A 19556-nucleotide genomic window follows, 5' to 3' on the forward strand; every position below is an offset into this window, starting at 1 on the left:
GGTTTCTTTCGCAGATACGGACAGATTCGGTGAATTGAACCATATCTGCGGATTCACAGGGCGATCGTCACCGCAAGGGGGCTACTCGTCGTCGAGTACGGAGAACGGCTCGGTGGGGGTCTCGACCACGGCCAGCTGCGCTGCCGACTCCGAGGGCACCACCTTGCCGGCCAAGGCGCGCAGCGCCCGCTCGGTTCCGATGTCGTGGCCGGCCCGCTCGGAGAGCAGCCACCGCACCTCGAGCAGATCGCAATAGGCCTGAATCGGCGTGCCCGTCCGTCCGAGCGCGGCGTGTGCTCGATGCATCGTCGGCGTCGCCACCTCCATCGCCCAGAGCTGACCTGCGGTGCGCTCGTCGACGTCATGGCCGGCCTCTCGACACAGCTGACCCTGGTAGGCGTGCAGATCGCCCAGCAGGATGCGGGCCTGCCCTTCCCCGACGTCCAAGCCGGTGAGACGCTGCAGCTGCGTGGCGTGATAGCGGCGATCACCGACCGCGACGTGCAGACGCAACTCGTCGGCGCCCGAGGTGACCGGCTGCAGAGACACCTCGTCGACGGCGAAGCCCAGCTCGTTGAGCTTGCGGATCGTGCCCTCCACCCGGTAGCGATCGGCGAAACCGAACGTCGGCGCTGCGTGCAGCAGCTCCCACAGGCGCTCGTAGCGCTCCCGGATCGCCAGTGCTTCGGCGATGAAGCCCGACTCCAGCTCCGGTCGATCCAACCGGGCGGCGACATCGAGCAGACCCGCGGCCACGTTCTCGACCGTGATGTCGATGTCCTGAGCGCGTTGACCGTTCGACAGGCTCGGATGGACTTCGCTGGTCTCGGCGTCGACCAGGAAAGCCTGCAACACCTGCCCGTCACGAGAGAACAGCGTGTTGGCCAGCGAGCAGTCACCCCAGAACACGCCGTGGCGGTGCAGTTCCACCAAGAGCGTGGCCATCGCGTCGAACAACCTGGCCCGGTGTTTCGGCGCGTCAGGGGGAAGACGCATGAACATCCGGCGGTACTGCCACGAGCCGGTGAGGTAACGGGTCAGCAGGATCGCGGTGTCGAGGTCGGGCTGGAACACCAAACCGGCGGGCCGGACGGCGTTGAGCCCCATGTCTTCGAGCGTGCGCAGTACGTCGTACTCGCGCTTGGCGATGCGTGGCGGCAGCTCCTTGAGTGCCCACAACTCACCGTCGCTCTCGACGAACCGAACCAGGTGCCGACTCGGGCCGACCGGCAGATCCCGCAGCGGCACATCCGGTGCGGCCCAGTTGCCCAGCGGTTGCTCCCAGGGCAGGGCGAGCAACCCCGGGCGCGGGGCACGCAGCCGCAACTCAGGAGCGGCCATGAGCGGGTGGACTCGTCGGCTCAGCCGGCGGACGCCGCGTGCCGGCCACTGGACTGGCTTGTCCGCGTGAGGTTCTCGCCACTCTGCGGATCGAACAGGTGCAGCCGTTCGGCGTCCAGCCACAGTGTCGCCTTGTCGCCGATGCGGACTCGGCTCAGCGGATCGAGCTCCACGCAGAGCTGGGTGCGCAGCTGCTCGCTGTCCAGGTCCTTGGCCAGTTCTGCCAGCTGATCCTTGATCTCCGGCGTCGCATCGAAGGGTACGAAAGCGTACTGCTCATTGCCCAGCCACTCGACCATGTCGACGGTGACGTCGAACGTCACGCCGCGCGAACGCTTGTCGTCGTCGACGAACTCGGCGTCCTCGAACGCCCCCGGCCGGATCCCGGCGATGTAGAGCGTGCCGTCAGTGACCGCACCGCGCCACTCATCGCGCAGTGGGATCGTCACGAACGGCAACTCGAGCTGATCGCCGCGCACCCGTGCGGGCACGAAGTTCATCGGGGGGGAACCGATGAAGCCGGCGACGAACAGGTTGACCGGCTGGTCGTAGAGCTCGCGGGGGCTGGCAACCTGTTGCAGCACACCCTTTTTCAGCACGGCGACGCGATCGCCGAGTGTCATGGCCTCGGTCTGATCGTGAGTGACGTAGACGGTCGTGACCCCGAGCTTGCGCTGAAGCCGCAGGATCTCCGTGCGCATCTGACCGCGCAACTTCGCGTCGAGGTTCGACAGCGGCTCGTCGAACAGGAAGGCGTCGGCTTCCCTGACGATGGCCCGTCCCATCGCGACGCGCTGGCGCTGCCCACCGGACAGGTTCGCCGGTTTGCGATCCAGGTGCTCGCCCAGTTCCAACGTCTTGGCTGCCTCGTCGACCCGCTTGCGGATCTCCTCGTCGGACAACTTGCCCGACAGCCGCAGGGGGAAGGCGATGTTCTCGAACACGGTCAGGTGCGGGTACAGGGCGTAGTTCTGGAACACCATCGACAGGTTGCGGTCGCGGGGTGCCTTGTCGTTGACCCGCTTGTCGCCGATCAGCATGTCGCCTGAAGAGATGTCTTCCAGGCCGACGATCATCCGCAACAGCGTGGACTTTCCGCAGCCCGAGGGGCCGACCAGGATCATGAACTCGCCGTCGGCGATGTCGAGGCTGACGTCGTTGACGGCCGGGTATCCGTCGCCGTACTTCTTGACGATATTGCGCATCGTGATTGCTGCCATGGGGTTATCCCTTCACTGCTCCGGAAGTCAGGCCGGCGACGATGCGCCGCTGGAAGATGAGAACGAGGATGACGACGGGGATCGTCACGATCACCGACGCGGCCATGATGTAGGGGACCGGCGACTCGAAATACGAGGCGCCCTGGAAGAACGCCAGCGCCGCAGGCACCGTGCGTGCGCTGTCCGTCGACGTCAGCGAGATCGCGAACAGGAAGTCGTTCCAGCAGAAGAAGAACGTCAGGATCGCGGTGGTGAACACGCCCGGCGCGGCCAGCGGCACGATCACCTTGCGGAACGCCTGCCACTGCGTGGCCCCGTCTACCTGCGCGGCATGCTCCATCTCCCAGGGGATCTGCCGGAAGAACGCCGACATCGTCCAGATGGACAGAGGCAGTGCGAACGTCAGGTAGGGGATGATCAGGCCCAGCCACGTGTCGTAGATGCCCAGCCCGCGCCACATGTCGAACAGCGGGCCGACGAGAGCGGCCTGCGGGAACATCGCGATGCCCAGCGCCAGGGAGAGCAGAAGCTTCTTACCCGGGAACTCCAGGCGCGCAATGGCATACGCGGCGAACATCGCGATAATCACTGAGATGACGGTCGCGATGATCGCGATGCCGATCGAGTTGATCAGCGCCCGCGTGAACAGCTCGTTGCTGAAGATCTGCGCGAAGTTGTCCAGCGTGAAAGAGCTCGGAAGGAACGACGGGTTGCCCGAGACGATGTCCGACGGCGGTTTGAACGCCAGGCTGATCATCCACAGCATCGGCACGAAGCTGTAGATCACGATGACGATGCCGGCGATCGTCCACCACTTGGTGTTCTTGGTCACTGGTCACCCCTGACTTGCGACAGGTCGGTCTTGAAGACCTTGATGAAGATCCACGCGATCGCCACGACCGACAGGAACAGCAGCACCGACACCGCCGATCCCATCCCGAGATTCACCAACGTCACGTTCTGTCGGTAAGCCAGGAAGGAGATCGTCTCGGTGTTGTTGGCGCCCGCGGTCATCACGTACGGGTTGTCGAAGATGCGCCACGCGTCGAGGGTGCGGAACAGCAACGCGACCATGATCGCGGCCTTCATGTTGGGCAGCGTCACCTTCCACAGACGCTGCCAGGCGGTGGCGCCGTCGACCTTCGCGGCTTCCTGCATGTCCTCGGGCACCTGCACCAGTCCGGCGAGAAGCAGCAGCGAGATGAACGGTGTGGTCTTCCAGATCTCCGACAGGCAGATGACGAAGATTGCCGACCAGCGGTCGCCGAACCAGTCGAAATCGGTGAGATTCAGCCACTGGTTGACGAAGCCGGAGTCGATGGCGAACGCGTAGCGCCAGATGAACGCCGAGACCACGGTGACGATGCCGTAGGGGATCAGGATGGCGGTGCGCAGCGGCCCGCGCCCGCGCACGATGCGCAGCATCACGAACGCGAACCAGAAGCCGAGCACCAACTCGACGGCGACGGTGACGACGGTGATCGCCAGCGTGGTGACGAAGTCGTTCCACCACACCGGGTCGGTCAGGATCACCCCGTAGTTGCGCAGGCCGACGAAACTGCGCCCCTGCGGATCGGTCAACCGGAAGTTGTACAGCGACAACACCAGCGCGTACCCGAGGGGGTAGGCGGTGACCAGCAGCATGACGATGTAGGACGGCAGCGTCAGGTAGAGGCCGAGCCGGCGTTCACCTTTGGCGCGCTCGCTGACCGAGGGTCGGCCCGGCTCTTTCTGCAGCGGCGGATCGTGAAGCGTCGTCACAGCAGGCGCCTGCCCGCCAGCACGTCAGCCATGAATTGGTCTGTCCTTTCCGGGGTGTCGCTGTTCACCGAGGCCGGCGGATGCCAGGTCTGCTGGATCGCGCCCGAGATGTCGGTGTAGAAGGGGGTCGGTGGGCGGGGGCCGCCGTCGCCGATCGATTCGCGGATGAGATCGGCGTTGGCATACTCCTCGCGGATCTTCGGGTCGTCGTACGACGCGGCGTAGGGCGACGGTTCGCTCTCGTCGAGCATGTACTGGGTCGCCTTCGGTTCGGCGTTGATGCACTCCACCAGGGCCACCGCCTGATCGGGATGCTTGGTGTAAGCGCCGATCCCGAGGTTGGCCCCACCGAGCGGCGGGGCGCTGGGCTTGTCGGCCGAGACCCGCGGGTAGCGAGCCCAACCGATGTCGTCGACGACCGACTGGGCGAGCGTGCCCTCCTCGGCGGCGCTGCGGGCAGCGGCGAGAACGTAGGGCCAGTTCACCATGAACATGCCCTGATCCGACTGGAAGTTCGCGCGGGCCTGCTCTTCCGAGGCGTTGGACAGATCCGTCGGCGCGGCGGGGGAGCGTCCGAGAGTGCCCACGATCTCGGCGGCCTTCTCGCCCGCCGGGCTGGCCAGCGACGGTTTGGCGTTGCGGCCTGCCTCGACGTCCTGCAGCAGGGCGCCGCCGCCCGAGAGCACGAGCGCGTTGATCAGCACGGTGTAGCCCTCGTACCGCTGCGCCTGGACGGCGACCTTCTTCTGTTGTCCGACAGCCGCTTTGATCATCTCGTCCCACGTGAAGGTGGGGCTGGTCGGGTCGACGCCGGCCGCGGCCGCCGCCGACTTGCGGTACCAGAGCAGCTGCGCGTTCGACTTGTACGGCGCGCCGTAGAGCTTGTCCTCCCACATCCCGGTTTTCACGGGGGCGGGCAGCATGCCGGCGGTCAGCCGCTGGGTCTCTTCGGGGCTGTACGGCCGCAGGAAGCCCGCGTTGGCGAACTCGGCGGTGAACACGACGTCCATGCTGACCAGATCGATGGAGGTGTCCCCGGCGGCGAGTCGGCGCACCATCTGTTCCCGCTGGGCAGTGGCCGTCGAGGGCAGCGACTCGATCCGCACCCGGTACGCCCCGCCCGAGGCTGCCTCGCATTCCTGCGCGCGCGCAGCCGAGCCGCCGTTGTCGGGGAGGATGTACCACGTCAGCGTCGGAGGGCCGCCGTCGCTGCCGCAGCCGGACAACAACGTGGCGGCGAGCAGAGGCGCGCTTGCCAGCGCGATTGCTCGACGTCGTCGCCCGCGGGCGAACTGAATTCGTTTCATCTCGTCCTCGTCTATGACGTCGCGGTTCCCGAGATCCTGCGCACGAGGGCCACGACCAGCACATTCGGTTCAGCGACGAGTGTGTCACAGTTCACAGGAACTCCGGCGCTGTGGTCGCATCTCGGCGCGGCATCCGTCGATCGCCGGTGGTCAAAGTGCCTCAGCTGTCGTGACGTCGTCCCGTTCACTACCGTGGACGCACGTTCGTCGAGTGCAGAAGGAGTGCCGTGGCCCCCGCCGATTCCTCGTGGTGGCAGACCGCCGTCGTGTACCAGGTCTACATCCGCAGCTTCGCCGACGGAAACGGCGACGGCGTCGGCGATGTCGCAGGCCTGCGGAGCCGTCTGTCGTACCTGGCGCAGCTGGGTGTCGACGCGATCTGGATCAACCCCTGGTATCCGTCGCCGATGGCCGACGCCGGCTATGACGTCGCCGACTATCGCGACATCGAACCGGCTTACGGCACTCTGGCAGAGGCGCAGGCACTGATCGCCGAAGCGCACGAGCTGGGAATCCGGGTGCTGCTCGACATCGTGCCCAATCACACCTCGGATCACCACGCGTGGTTCCAGGCCGCGGCGGCCGACGAACCGGGAGCGCGGCAGCGCTACCACTTCCGCTCCGGCCGCGGGCCCGACGGCTCGCTCCCTCCCAACAACTGGCAGAGCGTGTTCGGTGGCCCCGCGTGGACACAGCTCGCGGACGGCCAGTGGTATCTCCATCTGTTCGCGCCCGGGCAGCCAGACCTCAACTGGGACAACGACGAGGTGCGGGCCGAGTTCGAAGACATCCTGGCGTTCTGGTTCGACCGCGGCGTCGACGGCTTCCGCATCGACGTGGCACACGGATTGATCAAGGCGGAGGACCTGCCCGACACCGCCGACCCCGACGATGCAGCGCAGAGTCTGGTGCAATCACGCGAAGGGCATCCCGCCTGGGATCAGGACGGGGTGCACGAGATCTACCGAGGTTGGCGGACAGTGGCGCAGCGCTACGAGCCCGAGCGCATCTTCATCGCCGAGGCATGGGTGCCCAGCAACGAACGGCTGGCCCGATACCTGCGATCCGATGAGCTGCACACCGCGTTCCAGTTCGATTTCCTGCGGGCCCCGTGGCGCGCCGAGGTGCTGCGGACGGTCGTCGACGACGCGATCAGCGCGGCTGCCACGGTCGGCGCACCGCCCACGTGGGTGCTGTCCAACCATGACGTCACCCGCACCGTCACCCGGTTCTCCCGCTCGCAGCCGGGTCACCTGATCGAGACGGATTGGGAACGGGGCCGGTGGGCAGACGAGGACCCCGATCACGTGATCGGTCGGCGTCGGGCGCGCGCCGCCGCGCTCGTCCAACTCGCGCTGCCCGGCACCGCGTACGTCTACCAGGGCGAGGAATTGGCCCTCGAGGAGGTGGAGGATCTCCCCGACGAGGTGCGCCAGGACCCGACGTGGGTGCAATCCGGCTTCACCGACGTGGGCCGCGACGGGTGCCGAATTCCGTTGCCGTGGAAAGCGACTGACATCCCCTACGGCTTCACCGCTGATTCCGCCGCCGTCACGTGGCTGCCGCAGCCCGGGCACTGGGCCGAGCACAGCGTTGAGGCGCAGGACGCTGACGCCGAATCCACCCTGAATCTGTACCGTCGTGCTCTCGGTCTGCGCGCGCAGTTGTGGCGCGACGCGGGCGATCTGAAGTGGCTGTCGACGCCCAGCGGGGTCGTGGCCTTCGAACGCGGTGCCGCGCAATGCTGGGTCAACACCGGCGACTCCGAGGTGCCGCTACCTGAGTCGGCGTCGGTGATGTTGGCCTCGACGCCCGGCGTGCTGAGCGCCCTGCCGCCCGACACCGCGGTCTGGTTGCGTTCTCGCTGATCTCACCGCAACAGGTCGTCGCCGGGGTGGGCCCGCTGGTGCTCGAGCTTGGAGATGAACACCGCGGCCTGTGTCCGCCGCTCCATGCCCAGCTTGGCCAGAAGACGTGACACGTAGTTCTTGATCGTCTTCTCGGCCAGAAACATCCGCGCCGCGATCTGCCGGTTGGTCAGTCCCTCGCCGAGCAGGTCGAGCAGAACCCGCTCCTGGTCGGTCAGGCTCGACAGGGGATCGTTGGCGCGGCCGCCGCCGCGGACTGTAGCCATCAGTGCCGCGGCGGCCCGGTTGTCCAGCAGTGACCGTCCAGCACCCACGTCTTTGATGGCCCGCGCCAGCTCCATGCCTTTGATGTCCTTGACCACGTATCCGCTTGCGCCGGCGAGGATCGCGTCGAGCATGGCTTCGTCGGAGGTGTAGGAGGTCAGCATCAGGCAGCGCAGATCCGGCATGCGAGACAACAGATCTCGGCACAGCTCGATACCGTTGCCGTCGGGCAGCCGCACGTCGAGCACCGCCACGTCCGGCTGCAGCGCCGGAATCCGCGCCAGCGCCTCGGACACCGAGCCGGCCTCGCCGATCACGTCGAGCTCCTCGTCCGCGGAGAGAAGCTCGATCAGGCCACGACGGACCACCTCATGGTCGTCGACCAGGAACACTTTCACTCTGCTCACGGCGTCATCGTTCAGTGGTCGGCCCTCCGGTCACAGGGCGGTCTGAGGACCGCAGATCAGGATCGAACAGTCGGTGTCACGGAGAGCGGAGTTTCCGGCTGCTCCCACGAGTTCTGTCACACCGCCCCGGCGGGTGCGGCTGGTCACCATCAACGCCACGTCGTCCGCGTTGGCCGCCACGTAGCCGAGGCGTCGGAATCACAACTGACCGAACTGATGTCGAGTTGCGGGTACTTGCGCCGTGATTCGGCGAGCCGGCGTTCCCAGTGCGCAAGATTGTCTGGGGTGCGGGGCGACGACGCGAGGATTCGCACGGAGGCACCGCGACGGTGCGCCTCCTGTAGTCCGCGGTCGAGCAGCGCGCCTGCCGTGGCACGGTCGGGAAGCTCGACGACGACTGAGCGCTGTCGGCGCCCGTGTGTCCGGTGAGAGCGCACGATGGCGACCGGGCACTGCGCGGCGGCAGACAGTGCTGCTGCGGTCGAGCCGATCCTGCCTCGGGTGGCATGTCGCAACCCGCGTGCCCCAACGCACAGCAGTATCGCCGATCGCGACGCCCGGAGTAGGGCTTCGACGGGCCGCCCGTGCACGATGCTGACGTCGACGCGGACAGGTCGCCCGGTTGCCTCGATGGCGCTCGCAGCGTTCTTCGCGGCGGTCTGTGCGAACGTTGTTGCCGGACCGTCCGCATCGGTGGCCTCGTCGTCATCGACGACAGAGACCAGGCGCAGGGTGGCATCGCGGTGTTCGGCTTCGTCGATTGCCCACAGGGCAGCCTCCAGCGCCGCGGCGGATCCGTCGATGCCCACCACCACAGAGGGGGCCGTGTCGGTGTTCACGAAGCCTCCTCCCGCAGGTGGAGAACGTCGTGGACGTCCCGGCGTGGGGTGGGCGGTGGCGGCGATTCGAGAGCATCGATTCGTCCGATGCGGATCAGCGCCTGCGGAATCGCGTGACTGCCGGTCAGTGACGCCACGACATCGCGCCCGCTGGCGAGTTCAGTGACGTGCGTGACGATGCAGGTGGCCAACCCGGCCATCGTGGCATCGAGAAGAATTGCGGAAAGCGCTTCACCGCAACGTAATACGCTGTCCGCGGAGTCGTCGACGGAAGACACGACCAGCAGGTGTGCACGGTCCTCGGCGATCTCGGCGCGTCGCTCCGGTTGATTGGTGACCGGGAAGTTCCGTCCGATCGCCACCACCCGGTCACTCTCCGGCGCCGAGATCAGGGCAGTGGCCGGAATGCCGACGTCGGTCGCGAAAGTATCTGTCCAGCAATCCAGTTCGGAGTGGTAGTCGGTGTCGAACATGCGGATTGCGTCGGTCAGCTGGGAGAGTTCCGCCACCGTCGAGCGGTGCTGGTCTGAGATGGTGTCGAGACGCACAGCGTCGGCGTGTTCTGAGGTGTGCAATGCCTCGACCAGGTGAGCCATCCCATCGGGCGATTCCAGAAACGCCAGGCGATCGGTGCGGCGCGCCATGATCGCGTCGACGCGACGACGCTGTGCGGGGCTCACCGAGGATGCCAGGGTGAGGGCGACGCTGGCGAGGTGTCGCGAGTTCTGCGGATCGGGGAAACGAGAGACTGTGCCGATCCATCCCGATGCCGCGATCGCAACCCGGAAGTGGTCCAGAACGGCGCCGCAACTGAGCAACGCCTGGCGTCCGCTCCCGTCGGCCGCTTCTGCGCGCCGGGACGGATCGAGGTACAGGTCGACCCTGTTTCCCGTCAAGGTCCAGCGCCAGGGTTGCGTGTTGTGGAAGGAGGGTGCTCGGCAGGCCACTTGCAACGCATCGACGATCAGCTCGGACCCGATCCGCGGCGTCGCCATCGCACCTCCACTTCGTCTGCAGCCAGACTGCGCGGTCGATGAGCGCGGTGACAGGGCCAATGGTCCTCTGACGGTGTGACGTGAGCCAGATGGGCCTCAGCAACCCTGTCTGCGAGCGAAGGGATACGGCCCGTGTGGTCGCGAGTCGAGTCGTCGGTATACCGGCGCGATGTCGGGGGATCAGGCTGTCGGGAGCGACCGCGCGTGCGTAAAGCCCACGCGCACAACGATGGCAGCTGAGTTTGCGAGACGCGTTCGGCGCAGCCGTTCTGGCGATCTAGGCGGAGGGATCTGCCGCCGGACTGAGATTCATAGCGCCTTCATAGGTTGGCGTGTTGGCTCACAGGCAAAAATGAAAACCGCAGCTCAGCGCGAACTCATCGCAACGGGATTGCTTCTCCTTGGCAACGGTTGCATAACGCAGCTTTTGTCGCGTCGGTGAATTTCCAAATTGTCGGTTCAGTAAGCCCAGTAACTGATCGGAATTGCAGCACGACGCAGAAGGACTGGGAGCGCATGTCACGGACCAAGAAGGGCATCGTCGTTGTCATGATGGGCAGCGCAGGGATGTTCTTGAGCGCGCCACTGTTGACGCCGTTGGCCGCTGCGGCGCCCAATCGGGGTGGCGTGCCGTGTGTGGACATCCTCCAGCAAATCGTGAGTCGGCCCGCCGACATCCCGCAGGCATTGCAGAATGCCGCGTCGTCGTTCACTGCTGGTCCCGGTCAGCCGACTCCGCCTGTGGTCGTGCCGCCGGCGAGTTCCTCGTCGGCGGGTCTGCCCCCGACGCCGCCGCGTCCGCCGGCCTCGGTCTCCGCGTCGTCATCGGGTGTCACACCGTCCACGCCCGGAACGCCTGGTGTGCCGGCGGCTACGACGGGTGGAGGCGCGACACCTCCCGTTCCGCCCGTTCCGCCGGGCGCAGCGGTCACCCCGGCCGCGGGCGTGACGCCTCCGCTGCCGCCCGTGCCGGGCGGACCCGCCGCGACTCCGCTGGTCAACGCTGGGCCGCCGCTGCCGGGTGTGCCCGGAGCGCCGATTGTCGGCGACGCGGGGACTGTTCTCCCGCCGGCGCCGGGTGTTCCTGGTGCGCCGGTGGGCGTTCCGGTGGGTGCGGGGGCTCCGCCTCTTCCGGGTGTGCCGGGCGGACCGGTGGGTGTTCCGGTGGGTGCGGGTGCTCCGCCTCTTCCGGGTGTGCCAGGTGGACCGGTGGGTGTTCCGGTGGGTGCGGGTGCTCCGCCTCTTCCGGGTGTGCCGGGTGGACCGGTGGGTGTTCCGGTGGGTGCGGGTGCTCCGCCTCTTCCGGGTGTTCCTGGTGCGCCGGTCATCGGTGATGCGGGCACGGTGGCGCCGGCCGGACTCCCCGGTGTCGGTGCACCGGTCGAGGGCGCGGGCGGCGCGGTAGCGCCAGGTGCCGGCGGCGCCCCGGGCGCGCCTATTGCAGCTGCCGCAGGCGAAGCCGCGCCGCCGGCTCCCGGTATTCCGGGTGCGCCGGTGGTGGGGGAGTCGGGCGTGATCGCACCGCCGGCTCCGGGTGTTCCGGGTGCGCCGTTGGGTACGCCGGTCGGTGCTGGTGTACCGCCGGCTCCGGGGGTGCCGGGCGCTCCCGTTGTGGGCGAGTCGGGAGCGGTGACGCCTCCTGCGCCGGGCGTGCCTGCGGTTCCGGTGGGGTCGTCGGTTGAGGGTGCGTCGCCTCCGGTTCCGGGTGTGCCGGGATCTCCGGTGGTGGGTGAGTCCGGTGTGGTGACGCCGCCGGCTCCGGGTGTACCGGGTGCCCCGGTGGTGGGTGAGTCGGGTGTGACGACACCTCCTGCGCCGGGTATGCCCGCGACTCCGGTTGCCAGCTCGGTCGAGACCTTCTCGCCGCCTGCCCCTCCGGCGCCTGCGGTTCCGGCGGGTTCGTCGGTGGACATCGCGTCGCCTCCGGTTCCGGGTGTGCCGGGTGCTCCGGTGGTGGGTGAGTCCGGTGTGGTGACGCCGCCGGCTCCGGGTGTACCGGGTGCCCCGGTGGTGGGTGAGTCGGGTGTGACGACACCTCCTGCGCCGGGTGTGCCCGCGACTCCGGTTGCCAGCTCGGTCGAGACCTTCTCGCCGCCTGCCCCTCCGGCGCCTGCGGTTCCGGCGGGTTCGTCGGTTGAGGTTGCGACGCCTCCTGCTCCAGGTGTGCCGGGTGCTCCGGTGGTGGGTTCGACAAGTGTGGTGACGCCTCCTGCGCCGGGTGTGCCTGCGGTTCCGGCGGGTTCGTCGGTGGAGATTGCAACGCCGCCCGCCCCTCCGGCGCCTGCGGTTCCGGCGGGTTCGTCGGTGGAGGTTGCGACGCCTCCTGCGCCGGGTGTGCCTGCGGTTCCGGCGGGTTCGTCGGTGGAGGTTGCGACGCCTCCTGCGCCGGGTGTGCCTGCGGTTCCGGCGGGTTCGTCGGTGGAGGTTGCGACGCCTCCTGCGCCGGGTGTGCCTGCGGTTCCGGCGGGTTCGTCGGTGGAGATTGCAACGCCGCCCGCCCCTCCGGCGCCTGCGGTTCCGGCGGGTTCGTCGGTCGAGGTTGCGACGCCTCCGGTTCCGGGTGTGCCGGGTGCTCCGGTGGTGGGTGAGGCTGGTTTGGTGACGCCTCCGGTTCCGGGTGTGCCGGGTGCTCCGGTGGTGGGTGAGGCTGGTTTGGTGACGCCTCCGGTTCCGGGTGTGCCGGGTGCTCCGGTGGTGGGTGAGGCTGGTTTGGTGACGCCTCCGGTTCCGGGTGTGCCGGGTGCTCCGGTGGTGGGTGAGGCTGGTTTGGTGACGCCTCCGGTTCCGGGTGTGCCGGGTGCTCCGGTGGTGGGTGAGGCTGGTTTGGTGACGCCTCCGGTTCCGGGTGTGCCGGGTGCTCCGGTGGTGGGTGAGGCTGGTTTGGTGACGCCTCCGGTTCCGGGTGTGCCGGGTGCTCCGGTGGTGGGTGAGGCTGGTTTGGTGACGCCTCCGGTTCCGGGTGTGCCGGGTGCTCCGGTGGTGGGTGAGGCTGGTTTGGTGACGCCTCCGGTTCCCGGTGCCCCGGGTGCCCCGGCGGGCGGCGTAGGAGAGGCGGGCGCTCCCGGCGTTGGCGGCGCTCCAGGTGCTCCCGTTGCCGCTGCCTCAGGTACTGCCGGTCCGGGTACTCCGGGCGTCGCAGGCGCTCCGGTGTTCGGAGACGCCGGTGGGGTGACGCCGCCGGTTCCGGGTGGTCCGGGTGGTGCGGTGGCGGTTCCTGCTGGTGGGGTGACGCCGCCGGTTCCGGGTGGTCCGGGTGGTGCGGTGACGGTTCCTGCTGGTGGGGTGACGCCGCCGGTTCCGGGTGGTCCGGGTGGTGCGGTGACGGTTCCTGCTGGTGGGGTGACGCCGCCGGTTCCGGGTGGTCCGGGTGGTGCGGTGACGGTTCCTGCTGGTGGGGTGACGCCGCCGGTTCCGGGTGGTCCGGGTGGTGCGGTGACGGTTCCTGCTGGTGGGGTGACGCCGCCGGTTCCGGGTGGTCCGGGTAGTGCAGTGACGGTTCCTGCTGGTGGGGTGACGCCGCCGGTTCCGGGTGGTCCGGGTAGTGCAGTGACGGTTCCCGCCAGTGCGGCCACGCCGCCGGTTCCGCCGACTCCGCCCGCTTCTGTGGGCGTCAATGGTGGTGTTCCGTCGTCCCCGATCCCGGGTGCCCCCGGTAACTCGCTGACGGTTCGGGATCTTCTGACCCCGCCCGGGGTGCTGCGCACGGTTCAGGATGCCGCGTCGTCGGCAACCGGTGTTCTACCTCCGCCGCCGGCGCCCGCACCCGGTGCTCCTGCCGCGGTGTCGATCTCAGCGCCGCCCGTGCCGGACGGATTCACTCCGCTGCTGGCCACAGGTGTGTCCAACCTGATTTCGCCGTCTCCGCTGAATCTCCCGTCGATCCCGGGTATGCCGGTGCCGCTGCCCAACGAGATCCCGGTGCCGTCTGATCTGCTGTGCGCTGGCACGGACTGGTCGGCGTCGCAGGGAGGTGGGGTGACCCGGGCTCCCGCTGCCGATGCCGATGTCGTGCGGGCACCCGTCGTCGGCGGTGACCGCCGCGATCGCTGGGAAGGTCGCTAGATCGCTACGGCCTGGCTGAGTCGACGCTCAGCCAGGCCGGTCAGCGGGTCTTCTGCTCGTTGTCAGCCAGCGCGCCGGCAACCAGATCGGTCGCAACCTGGATCAGCGGCACATTGGAATCCTGGGACAGCTTGCGGAGCACGTCGAAGGCCTGCACGGCGTTCACGCGGTAGCGCTCCATGATCATTCCCTTGGCTTGGCCGATCATGTCGCGACTCGACAGCGCGCGCTTGAACTGATCCTCCCGGCGAGCGGAGTTCCAGGCCACCGAGGAGTGCGCGGCGAAGATCAACCCGATCGTCCGCGAGTCAGAGGAGAACACGTTGGGCTGCTCGGAGTAGACGTTGAGCGCCCCGAGGGTCTCGCCGGCGATGAAGAGCTGGAACGCCATGATCGACCGGATCGGGGTCTCGGCGAGCGCGTCCTGTCGATAATTCGGAAACCGCGTGTCGGTCTCGAGGTCGGGTACGTGCACCGTCTGCTCGTCCCAGGCCGCCGTCAGACACGGCCCCTCGTGGTAGCGCTGCTGGATCTTGTCGAGCAGAAGTGGCCAGTGCGACGTCGCCGCGGGCGTCTCGATCTGGCGGGCGTTGCGGGTGAGCGTGATGCCTGCGTACTGCGCGCCGGGAATCTCGACGGCTGCATGTTCAGCCAGTTCGGCGACCACTGTGTCCGCGTCGGCATCGGATCTGTTGTGCAGACCGCGCACCACTTCCGCCACGCGCAAATGCGTCGCGTCCACGTCAGGCTGAGCTTCCACCGCCACCGTCCAAACTCTTACGTCAATTCGGCTCACCAATCTACCGCTGACCATGGCAAATCACCTGGGCATGGTGCTGACACTTCCGTGGCGCTCAGCGGAGGGTCGTCTTACAAGGCCTTGAGGTACCGGCCGGCGATGAGTTTCTGCATGAGTGAGGTCACGGGAGCGCCCAGCCTGCTCCACCACGCCGCGGGTTGCGAGAACGCGGCGACCTCCGCGATCACCTGGTCAGTGGTGCGGTCGAAGCGCACCAGGAACAGTTCCTCGCCGCGGACCGCGTGCCCGGGCAGCGTGCCGTAGGCGAATCCGCGGCGGTCCGGCTCGTCGATGACGTAGACCACCCGGCACGGGGCGGAGACCGGTCCCAGGTGCCCGAGGACGTCGGTCCCTTCCTCGGCTGTCGGCGTTGTCGACTCGACGCGCAGCCCGGCGCCTCGCAGCATGCCGAAACGCATCCCCGCCGCGGCCGCTTGCTCGAAACGTTCACGGCCGCAACCGATGACCGACGTCCTGCGCAGGAAGCGGTAGCCCGGCGGCGGGGTACTGGCGGTTGCGCCCACGTCGGGGTAGGTCAGCGGCAGAGCCGCCAGGTCACTCAACTTCACCAGCTGAGCTTCCCATCGCGGGCGTACCGTCGGTGCGGTGACCACGACGACGCTGACCCTGGGCAACGATCTGACCGTCAACCGCCTTGCCTTCGGGGCGATGCGCCTGACAGGCAAGGGCGTGTGGGGTCCACCCGCAGATCGCGACGAATGTCTGCGCGTGCTGAGGCGAGCCGTGGAACTCGGGGTGAATTTCATCGACACCGCGAACTCGTACGGGCCCTACATCTCGGAGGAGCTGATCCGGGAAGCACTGCATCCCTACGACGGCGTCGTCATTGCCACGAAGGCGGGGTTGCTGCGCACCGGTCCCGATCAGTGGCCTGTCCTCGGGTACCCGGCCTACCTGCGACAGGAATGCGAGATGAGCCTGCGCCGCCTCGGCGTGGACACCATCGACCTGTTTCAGCTACACCGCATCGACGACAAATTTCCCGCCGAGGACCAGGTGGGCGAACTGCTGAAGCTGCAGCAGGAGGGCAAGATCCGCCACATCGGGCTGTCGGAGATCAGCGTCGAACAACTTGAGGCCGCCCAGAAGGTGGCTCCGATCGTCTCGGTGCAGAACATGTACAACCTGACGACCCGCGGCGCCGAACCCCTCGTCGACGCCTGTGAAGCTCACGGCATCGCCTTCATCCCCTGGTTCCCGCTGGCAGCCGGACCGCTGGCAGCTGCTGACGGCCCTCTTCAGCGCATCGCCGCCGAACATGGTTCGACTGCCTCGCAGTTGGCGTTGGCATGGCTGCTCAAGCGCTCGCCGATCATGCTGCCGATCCCGGGGACGTCGAAAGTGGCTCACCTCGAGGAGAACGTGGCTGCCGGAGACATCGAGCTCAGCGACGACGAGTTCGAGACGCTGAGCAAAGCCGGTGCCGCTCAGAGCTGAGACAACCAATACGGTGAGCGGATGAGCGCCACCGAGTCCGTCGACGTCCCAGCCGGGGGAGGCTTCAACCCGCCGCAGCCCACCACCAAGGGTGGCCCCGACTACGGGCGGTTCGTCGCGGCGGTACGGGACCTTCAAGACCATGCCCGCGCCGCCGACGCGCCCGATGACGTCATCACCGCTGCAGCGGACCTGATCCAGCAGGCGTCCGAACTGCTCGCACCGTTCGACGCCGACGAGTGGTCGTCGCCGTCAGGACGTCGGATGGACCTGCCCAACAGGGGAAACATCCTGAACATCCCGGTCGATCTACACGTCACCGACGACAACCGCATCGGCGGCACCGCCCGCTTCGCCCGCTATCACCTCGGCCGCAACCGCGCCGCGCACGGCGGCACCATTGCCCACCTGTTCGACTCGTTGCTCGGCTTCACCGCCGCCAAACTCGGTCGAAGCCGCGCCCAACGCACGGCCTTCCTGCACGTCGACTACCGCAAGATCGTGCCGGTCGAGAAAGTTCTGCAGGTCGATGCGGGCATCGACGACGTCATAGACCGGAAGATCTTCGTCTCCGGCCGTCTGCTGGACGGCGATCAGGTGCTCGCCGAGGCCCACTCCCTGTTCGTCAAGCTGAAGCCGGGTCAGCCGTGAGCGACGGGAAGCGGAACGCGATCTCTCGCCGCTGGGCCAGCTGGCGCGATCGCCTGCGGGAACGCCCGGTCGCCAACCTCTCGTACCGGATCGCCGTCGGCGTGGTCGGCACCGTCGTCTTCGCCGCCGGCATCGTCGCGATCCCGTATCCGGGGCCCGGCTGGGCGATCGTGTTCATCGGACTCGGCATCCTGGCCACCGAGTTCGACTGGGCGCGCCGCCTGCTCGCCTGGGTGCGTGAGCGTTACGACAAGGTGATGGACTGGTTCGCACGACAGGGCCTGTGGGTGAAGATCCTGGGTGTCGTCTTCACCGCCGCCGTCGTCGTCGTCACACTATGGCTGTTCGGGGCGCTCAACTTCGCGGCCAAACTGGTAGGTCTCGAGTGGCCCTGGTTGCAAAGCCCTATTGGTATCGGTTCCTGAGGTCCCGCACCGATAGCATGGTCGCGGTCGCCGCGCCCCGTTCGGCCGACCTCACCGCAGAACTGCACCAACGTTGGGAGAACCCCTGATGACCGCGCCCGCTCGCCCCGCACCAGCAGCCCCGATCCGGGTCGCTGCCGGGACGACCGCCGCTGCGGCGGTGCGTGATGCCGGGTTGCCGTCTCGGGGCGCACCCGACGCCATCGTGGTGGTCCGCGACGCCGACGGGCGGCTGCGTGATCTGTCCTGGATTCCCGAGGTCGACGTCGACGTCGTCCCGGTGGCGGCCGACACCGACGACGGCCGCAGCGTCATCCGGCACTCGGCGGCGCACGTACTGGCGCAGGCCGTGCAGGACATGTTCCCTGAGGCCAAGTTGGGTATCGGCCCGCCGATCACCGACGGGTTCTACTACGACTTCGACGTGGCGGAGCCCTTCACCCCCGAACACCTCGAAGCGCTCGAGAAGAAGATGCGCAAGATCGTCAAAGACGGTCAGCTCTTCGAGCGCCGCGTGTTCGAGTCCAAGGACCAGGCCCGCGCGGAGCTGGCCGGTGAGCCCTACAAGCTCGAGCTGATCGACGACAAGTCGGGTGCCGACGATCCCGAGGTGATGGAGGTCGGTGGCGACGAACTGACCGCCTACGACAACCTCAATCCCCGTACCCGCGAGCGTGTCTGGGGTGACCTGTGCCGCGGTCCGCACATTCCGACCACGCGCTACATCCCGGCGTTCAAGCTGACCCGCAGCTCTGCGGCGTACTGGCGCGGCGACCAGGCCAACGCCAGCCTTCAGCGCATCTACGGCACCGCCTGGGAGTCGCAGGAGGCACTCGACCGGCATCTCGAGCTGATCGAAGAGGCCCAGCGACGTGACCACCGCAAGCTCGGCATCGAGCTCGACCTGTTCAGCTTCCCCGACGAATTGGGTTCTGGCCTACCGGTTTTCCATCCCAAGGGTGGCATCGTGCGGCGCGAGCTGGAGGAGTATTCGCGGCGCAAGCACATCGAGGCCGGCTACGAGTTCGTCAACACCCCGCACATCACCAAGGAACAGCTCTACATCACCTCCGGTCACCTGGAGTGGTACGCCGACGGCATGTTCCCGCCGATGCACATCGACGCGGAGTTCAACGAGGACGGATCGGTCCGCAAGCCGGGTCAGGACTACTACCTCAAGCCGATGAACTGCCCGATGCACCATCTGATCTTCCGCTCGCGGGGACGGTCCTATCGGGAACTTCCGTTGCGGCTCTTCGAGTTCGGCAGCGTCTACCGATACGAGAAGTCCGGCGTGATCCACGGCCTGACCCGTGTGCGGGGGATGACGCAGGACGACGCGCACATCTATTGCACCCGTGAGGAGATGCGCGACGAGTTGGCCCGGCTGCTGCAGTTCGTGCTGGAGCTCCTCGCCGACTACGGCCTCGACGACTTCTACCTCGAGCTGTCCACCAAGGACCCCGACAAGTTCGTCGGCTCGGACGAGATCTGGGAAGAAGCCACCGAGACGCTGCGCGAGGTGGCGGAATCCTCAGGGCTGGAGCTGGTTCCCGATCCCGGCGGGGCCGCCTTCTACGGTCCGAAGATCTCGGTCCAGGTGCGTGATGCGCTGGGTCGCAGCTGGCAGATGTCGACGATTCAGCTCGACTTCAACATGCCAGACCGATTCGAGCTCGAATACACCGCCGCCGACGGGACCCGCAAGCGTCCGGTACTAATTCACCGCGCGTTGTTCGGCTCGATCGAACGCTTCTTCGGCATCTTGACCGAGCATTTCGCCGGTGCCTTCCCGGCCTGGCTGGCGCCGGCGCAGGTGGTGGGGATTCCCGTCGCCGACGGGCACGTCGACTATCTGCTCGAGGTGGCCGCGGACTTGCGGAAGCACGGCATTCGGGCCGAGGTCGACACCAGCGACGATCGGATGGCCAAGAAGATCGTCAACCACACCAACCAGCGGGTGCCGTTCATGCTGCTCGCGGGGGACCGCGATGTCGAAGCAGGCGCTGTGTCGTTCCGGTTCGGCGACCGCACGCAGATCAACGGTGTCGGACGGGACGCGGCGGTCCAGACCATTGTCGACTGGGTGAAGCGGCGCGAAAACAGCACTCCGACAGCAGATCTCGTGACCGTCGAGGCGCAAGCAGGCGAGGGGTGAC

Annotated in this window: 17 protein-coding genes and 1 pseudogene; 7 read left to right on the top strand and 11 right to left on the bottom strand. The window is 67.5% G+C overall.

All coding sequences use genetic code 11. From position 1 onward, the window contains the following. Positions 1–81: 81 nt before the first annotated feature. From ACZ50N_RS10755 to ACZ50N_RS10775, 5 genes are read right to left on the bottom strand one after another with little or no spacing between them, the layout of a single operon-like run. Positions 82–1341 carry a DUF4032 domain-containing protein gene (locus ACZ50N_RS10755; protein ID WP_464475319.1) on the bottom strand — a complete coding sequence of 420 codons (1260 nt, stop codon included), beginning with the start codon at positions 1339–1341 and terminating at the stop codon, positions 82–84. Between the two features lie 20 nt (positions 1342–1361). Further along, a complete protein-coding gene (locus ACZ50N_RS10760; protein ID WP_464475320.1) occupies positions 1362–2561 on the bottom strand; it encodes an ABC transporter ATP-binding protein in 1200 nt (399 codons plus the stop codon). Positions 2562–2565: 4 nt separating this feature from the next. Further along, positions 2566–3393 (bottom strand): carbohydrate ABC transporter permease, encoded by an 828-nt coding sequence (locus ACZ50N_RS10765; RefSeq protein WP_046363085.1) that lies wholly within the window; start codon positions 3391–3393, stop codon positions 2566–2568. Beyond that, the gene (locus tag ACZ50N_RS10770) at positions 3390–4322 is read right to left on the bottom strand and encodes a carbohydrate ABC transporter permease (protein ID WP_464475321.1); all 933 of its coding nucleotides are present in this window, start codon (positions 4320–4322) and stop codon (positions 3390–3392) included. Before ACZ50N_RS10770 ends, ACZ50N_RS10765 begins: the two co-directional genes overlap by 4 nt. Beyond that, complete coding sequence (locus ACZ50N_RS10775) at positions 4319–5629, bottom strand: extracellular solute-binding protein (RefSeq protein ID WP_464475322.1); 1311 nt, start codon at positions 5627–5629, stop codon at positions 4319–4321. The genes ACZ50N_RS10770 and ACZ50N_RS10775 overlap by 4 nt, the downstream gene beginning before the upstream one ends. A gap of 227 nt (positions 5630–5856) precedes the next feature. Here ACZ50N_RS10775 and ACZ50N_RS10780 point away from each other — a divergent pair, with 227 nt between their 5' ends. Then, a complete protein-coding gene (locus tag ACZ50N_RS10780) occupies positions 5857–7497 on the top strand; it encodes a glycoside hydrolase family 13 protein (protein WP_464475323.1) in 1641 nt (546 codons plus the stop codon). A gap of 2 nt (positions 7498–7499) precedes the next feature. Here ACZ50N_RS10780 and dosR read toward each other — a convergent pair whose 3' ends face one another. From dosR to ACZ50N_RS10800, 4 genes and pseudogenes are all read right to left on the bottom strand, one after another. After that, positions 7500–8159 carry a hypoxia response regulator transcription factor DosR/DevR gene (gene dosR, locus ACZ50N_RS10785; protein ID WP_046363089.1) on the bottom strand — a complete coding sequence of 220 codons (660 nt, stop codon included), beginning with the start codon at positions 8157–8159 and terminating at the stop codon, positions 7500–7502. 500 nt (positions 8160–8659) lie between these two features. Further along, positions 8660–9007: pseudogene (locus ACZ50N_RS10790) on the bottom strand (universal stress protein); the annotation flags it as partial. After that, on the bottom strand, positions 9004–10002 hold the full coding sequence (locus tag ACZ50N_RS10795; RefSeq protein WP_464475324.1) for an Acg family FMN-binding oxidoreductase: 999 nt from the start codon (positions 10000–10002) through the stop codon (positions 9004–9006). The pseudogene ACZ50N_RS10790 and the gene ACZ50N_RS10795, both read right to left, overlap by 4 nt. A gap of 725 nt (positions 10003–10727) precedes the next feature. After that, positions 10728–11003, bottom strand: coding sequence for a hypothetical protein (locus ACZ50N_RS10800; RefSeq protein ID WP_133414881.1), 276 nt, complete (start codon positions 11001–11003; stop codon positions 10728–10730). Positions 11004–11041: 38 nt separating this feature from the next. On the opposite strand from ACZ50N_RS10800, the gene ACZ50N_RS10805 reads away from it, so the two are divergent. Continuing rightward, positions 11042–11407, top strand: a complete 366-nt coding sequence (locus tag ACZ50N_RS10805) for a hypothetical protein (RefSeq protein WP_464475325.1) — start codon at positions 11042–11044, stop codon at positions 11405–11407. A 107-nt stretch (positions 11408–11514) separates the two neighbouring features. Continuing rightward, positions 11515–14064, top strand: coding sequence for a hypothetical protein (locus tag ACZ50N_RS10810; RefSeq protein ID WP_464475326.1), 2550 nt, complete (start codon positions 11515–11517; stop codon positions 14062–14064). A gap of 40 nt (positions 14065–14104) precedes the next feature. Here ACZ50N_RS10810 and ACZ50N_RS10815 read toward each other — a convergent pair whose 3' ends face one another. Together ACZ50N_RS10815 and ACZ50N_RS10820 are read right to left on the bottom strand one after the other, a co-directional pair. After that, positions 14105–14824 carry a GAF and ANTAR domain-containing protein gene (locus tag ACZ50N_RS10815; protein ID WP_413783435.1) on the bottom strand — a complete coding sequence of 240 codons (720 nt, stop codon included), beginning with the start codon at positions 14822–14824 and terminating at the stop codon, positions 14105–14107. Positions 14825–14934: 110 nt separating this feature from the next. Next, positions 14935–15432 (bottom strand): DUF1990 domain-containing protein, encoded by a 498-nt coding sequence (locus ACZ50N_RS10820; RefSeq protein ID WP_464475327.1) that lies wholly within the window; start codon positions 15430–15432, stop codon positions 14935–14937. 37 nt (positions 15433–15469) lie between these two features. On the opposite strand from ACZ50N_RS10820, the gene ACZ50N_RS10825 reads away from it, so the two are divergent. From ACZ50N_RS10825 to thrS, 4 genes are all read left to right on the top strand, one after another. After that, positions 15470–16321 carry an aldo/keto reductase gene (locus tag ACZ50N_RS10825; RefSeq protein WP_046366055.1) on the top strand — a complete coding sequence of 284 codons (852 nt, stop codon included), beginning with the start codon at positions 15470–15472 and terminating at the stop codon, positions 16319–16321. Positions 16322–16342: 21 nt separating this feature from the next. Next, a complete protein-coding gene (locus ACZ50N_RS10830; protein ID WP_046366056.1) occupies positions 16343–16972 on the top strand; it encodes a PaaI family thioesterase in 630 nt (209 codons plus the stop codon). Next, complete coding sequence (locus ACZ50N_RS10835) at positions 16969–17397, top strand: TIGR02611 family protein (RefSeq protein ID WP_046366057.1); 429 nt, start codon at positions 16969–16971, stop codon at positions 17395–17397. The genes ACZ50N_RS10830 and ACZ50N_RS10835 overlap by 4 nt, the downstream gene beginning before the upstream one ends. 88 nt (positions 17398–17485) lie before the next feature. Further along, entirely contained in the window at positions 17486–19555 is a 2070-nt protein-coding gene (gene thrS, locus ACZ50N_RS10840) for a threonine--tRNA ligase (RefSeq protein ID WP_464475328.1), read from the top strand. Position 19556: the final 1 nt, after the last annotated feature.

This window comes from Mycolicibacterium obuense (genome assembly GCF_055397605.1).

What these genes read in the sequence shown, in the direction of transcription:
- ACZ50N_RS10755 (WP_464475319.1), bottom strand. Translation starts at nt 1,341, where the DNA reads ATGGCCGCTCCTGAGTTGCGGCTGCGTGCCCCGCGCCCGGGGTTGCTC.
- ACZ50N_RS10760 (WP_464475320.1), bottom strand. Translation starts at nt 2,561, where the DNA reads ATGGCAGCAATCACGATGCGCAATATCGTCAAGAAGTACGGCGACGGA.
- ACZ50N_RS10830 (WP_046366056.1), top strand. Translation starts at nt 16,343, where the DNA reads ATGAGCGCCACCGAGTCCGTCGACGTCCCAGCCGGGGGAGGCTTCAAC.
- ACZ50N_RS10795 (WP_464475324.1), bottom strand. Translation starts at nt 10,002, where the DNA reads ATGGCGACGCCGCGGATCGGGTCCGAGCTGATCGTCGATGCGTTGCAA.
- ACZ50N_RS10775 (WP_464475322.1), bottom strand. Translation starts at nt 5,629, where the DNA reads ATGAAACGAATTCAGTTCGCCCGCGGGCGACGACGTCGAGCAATCGCG.
- thrS (WP_464475328.1), top strand. Translation starts at nt 17,486, where the DNA reads ATGACCGCGCCCGCTCGCCCCGCACCAGCAGCCCCGATCCGGGTCGCT.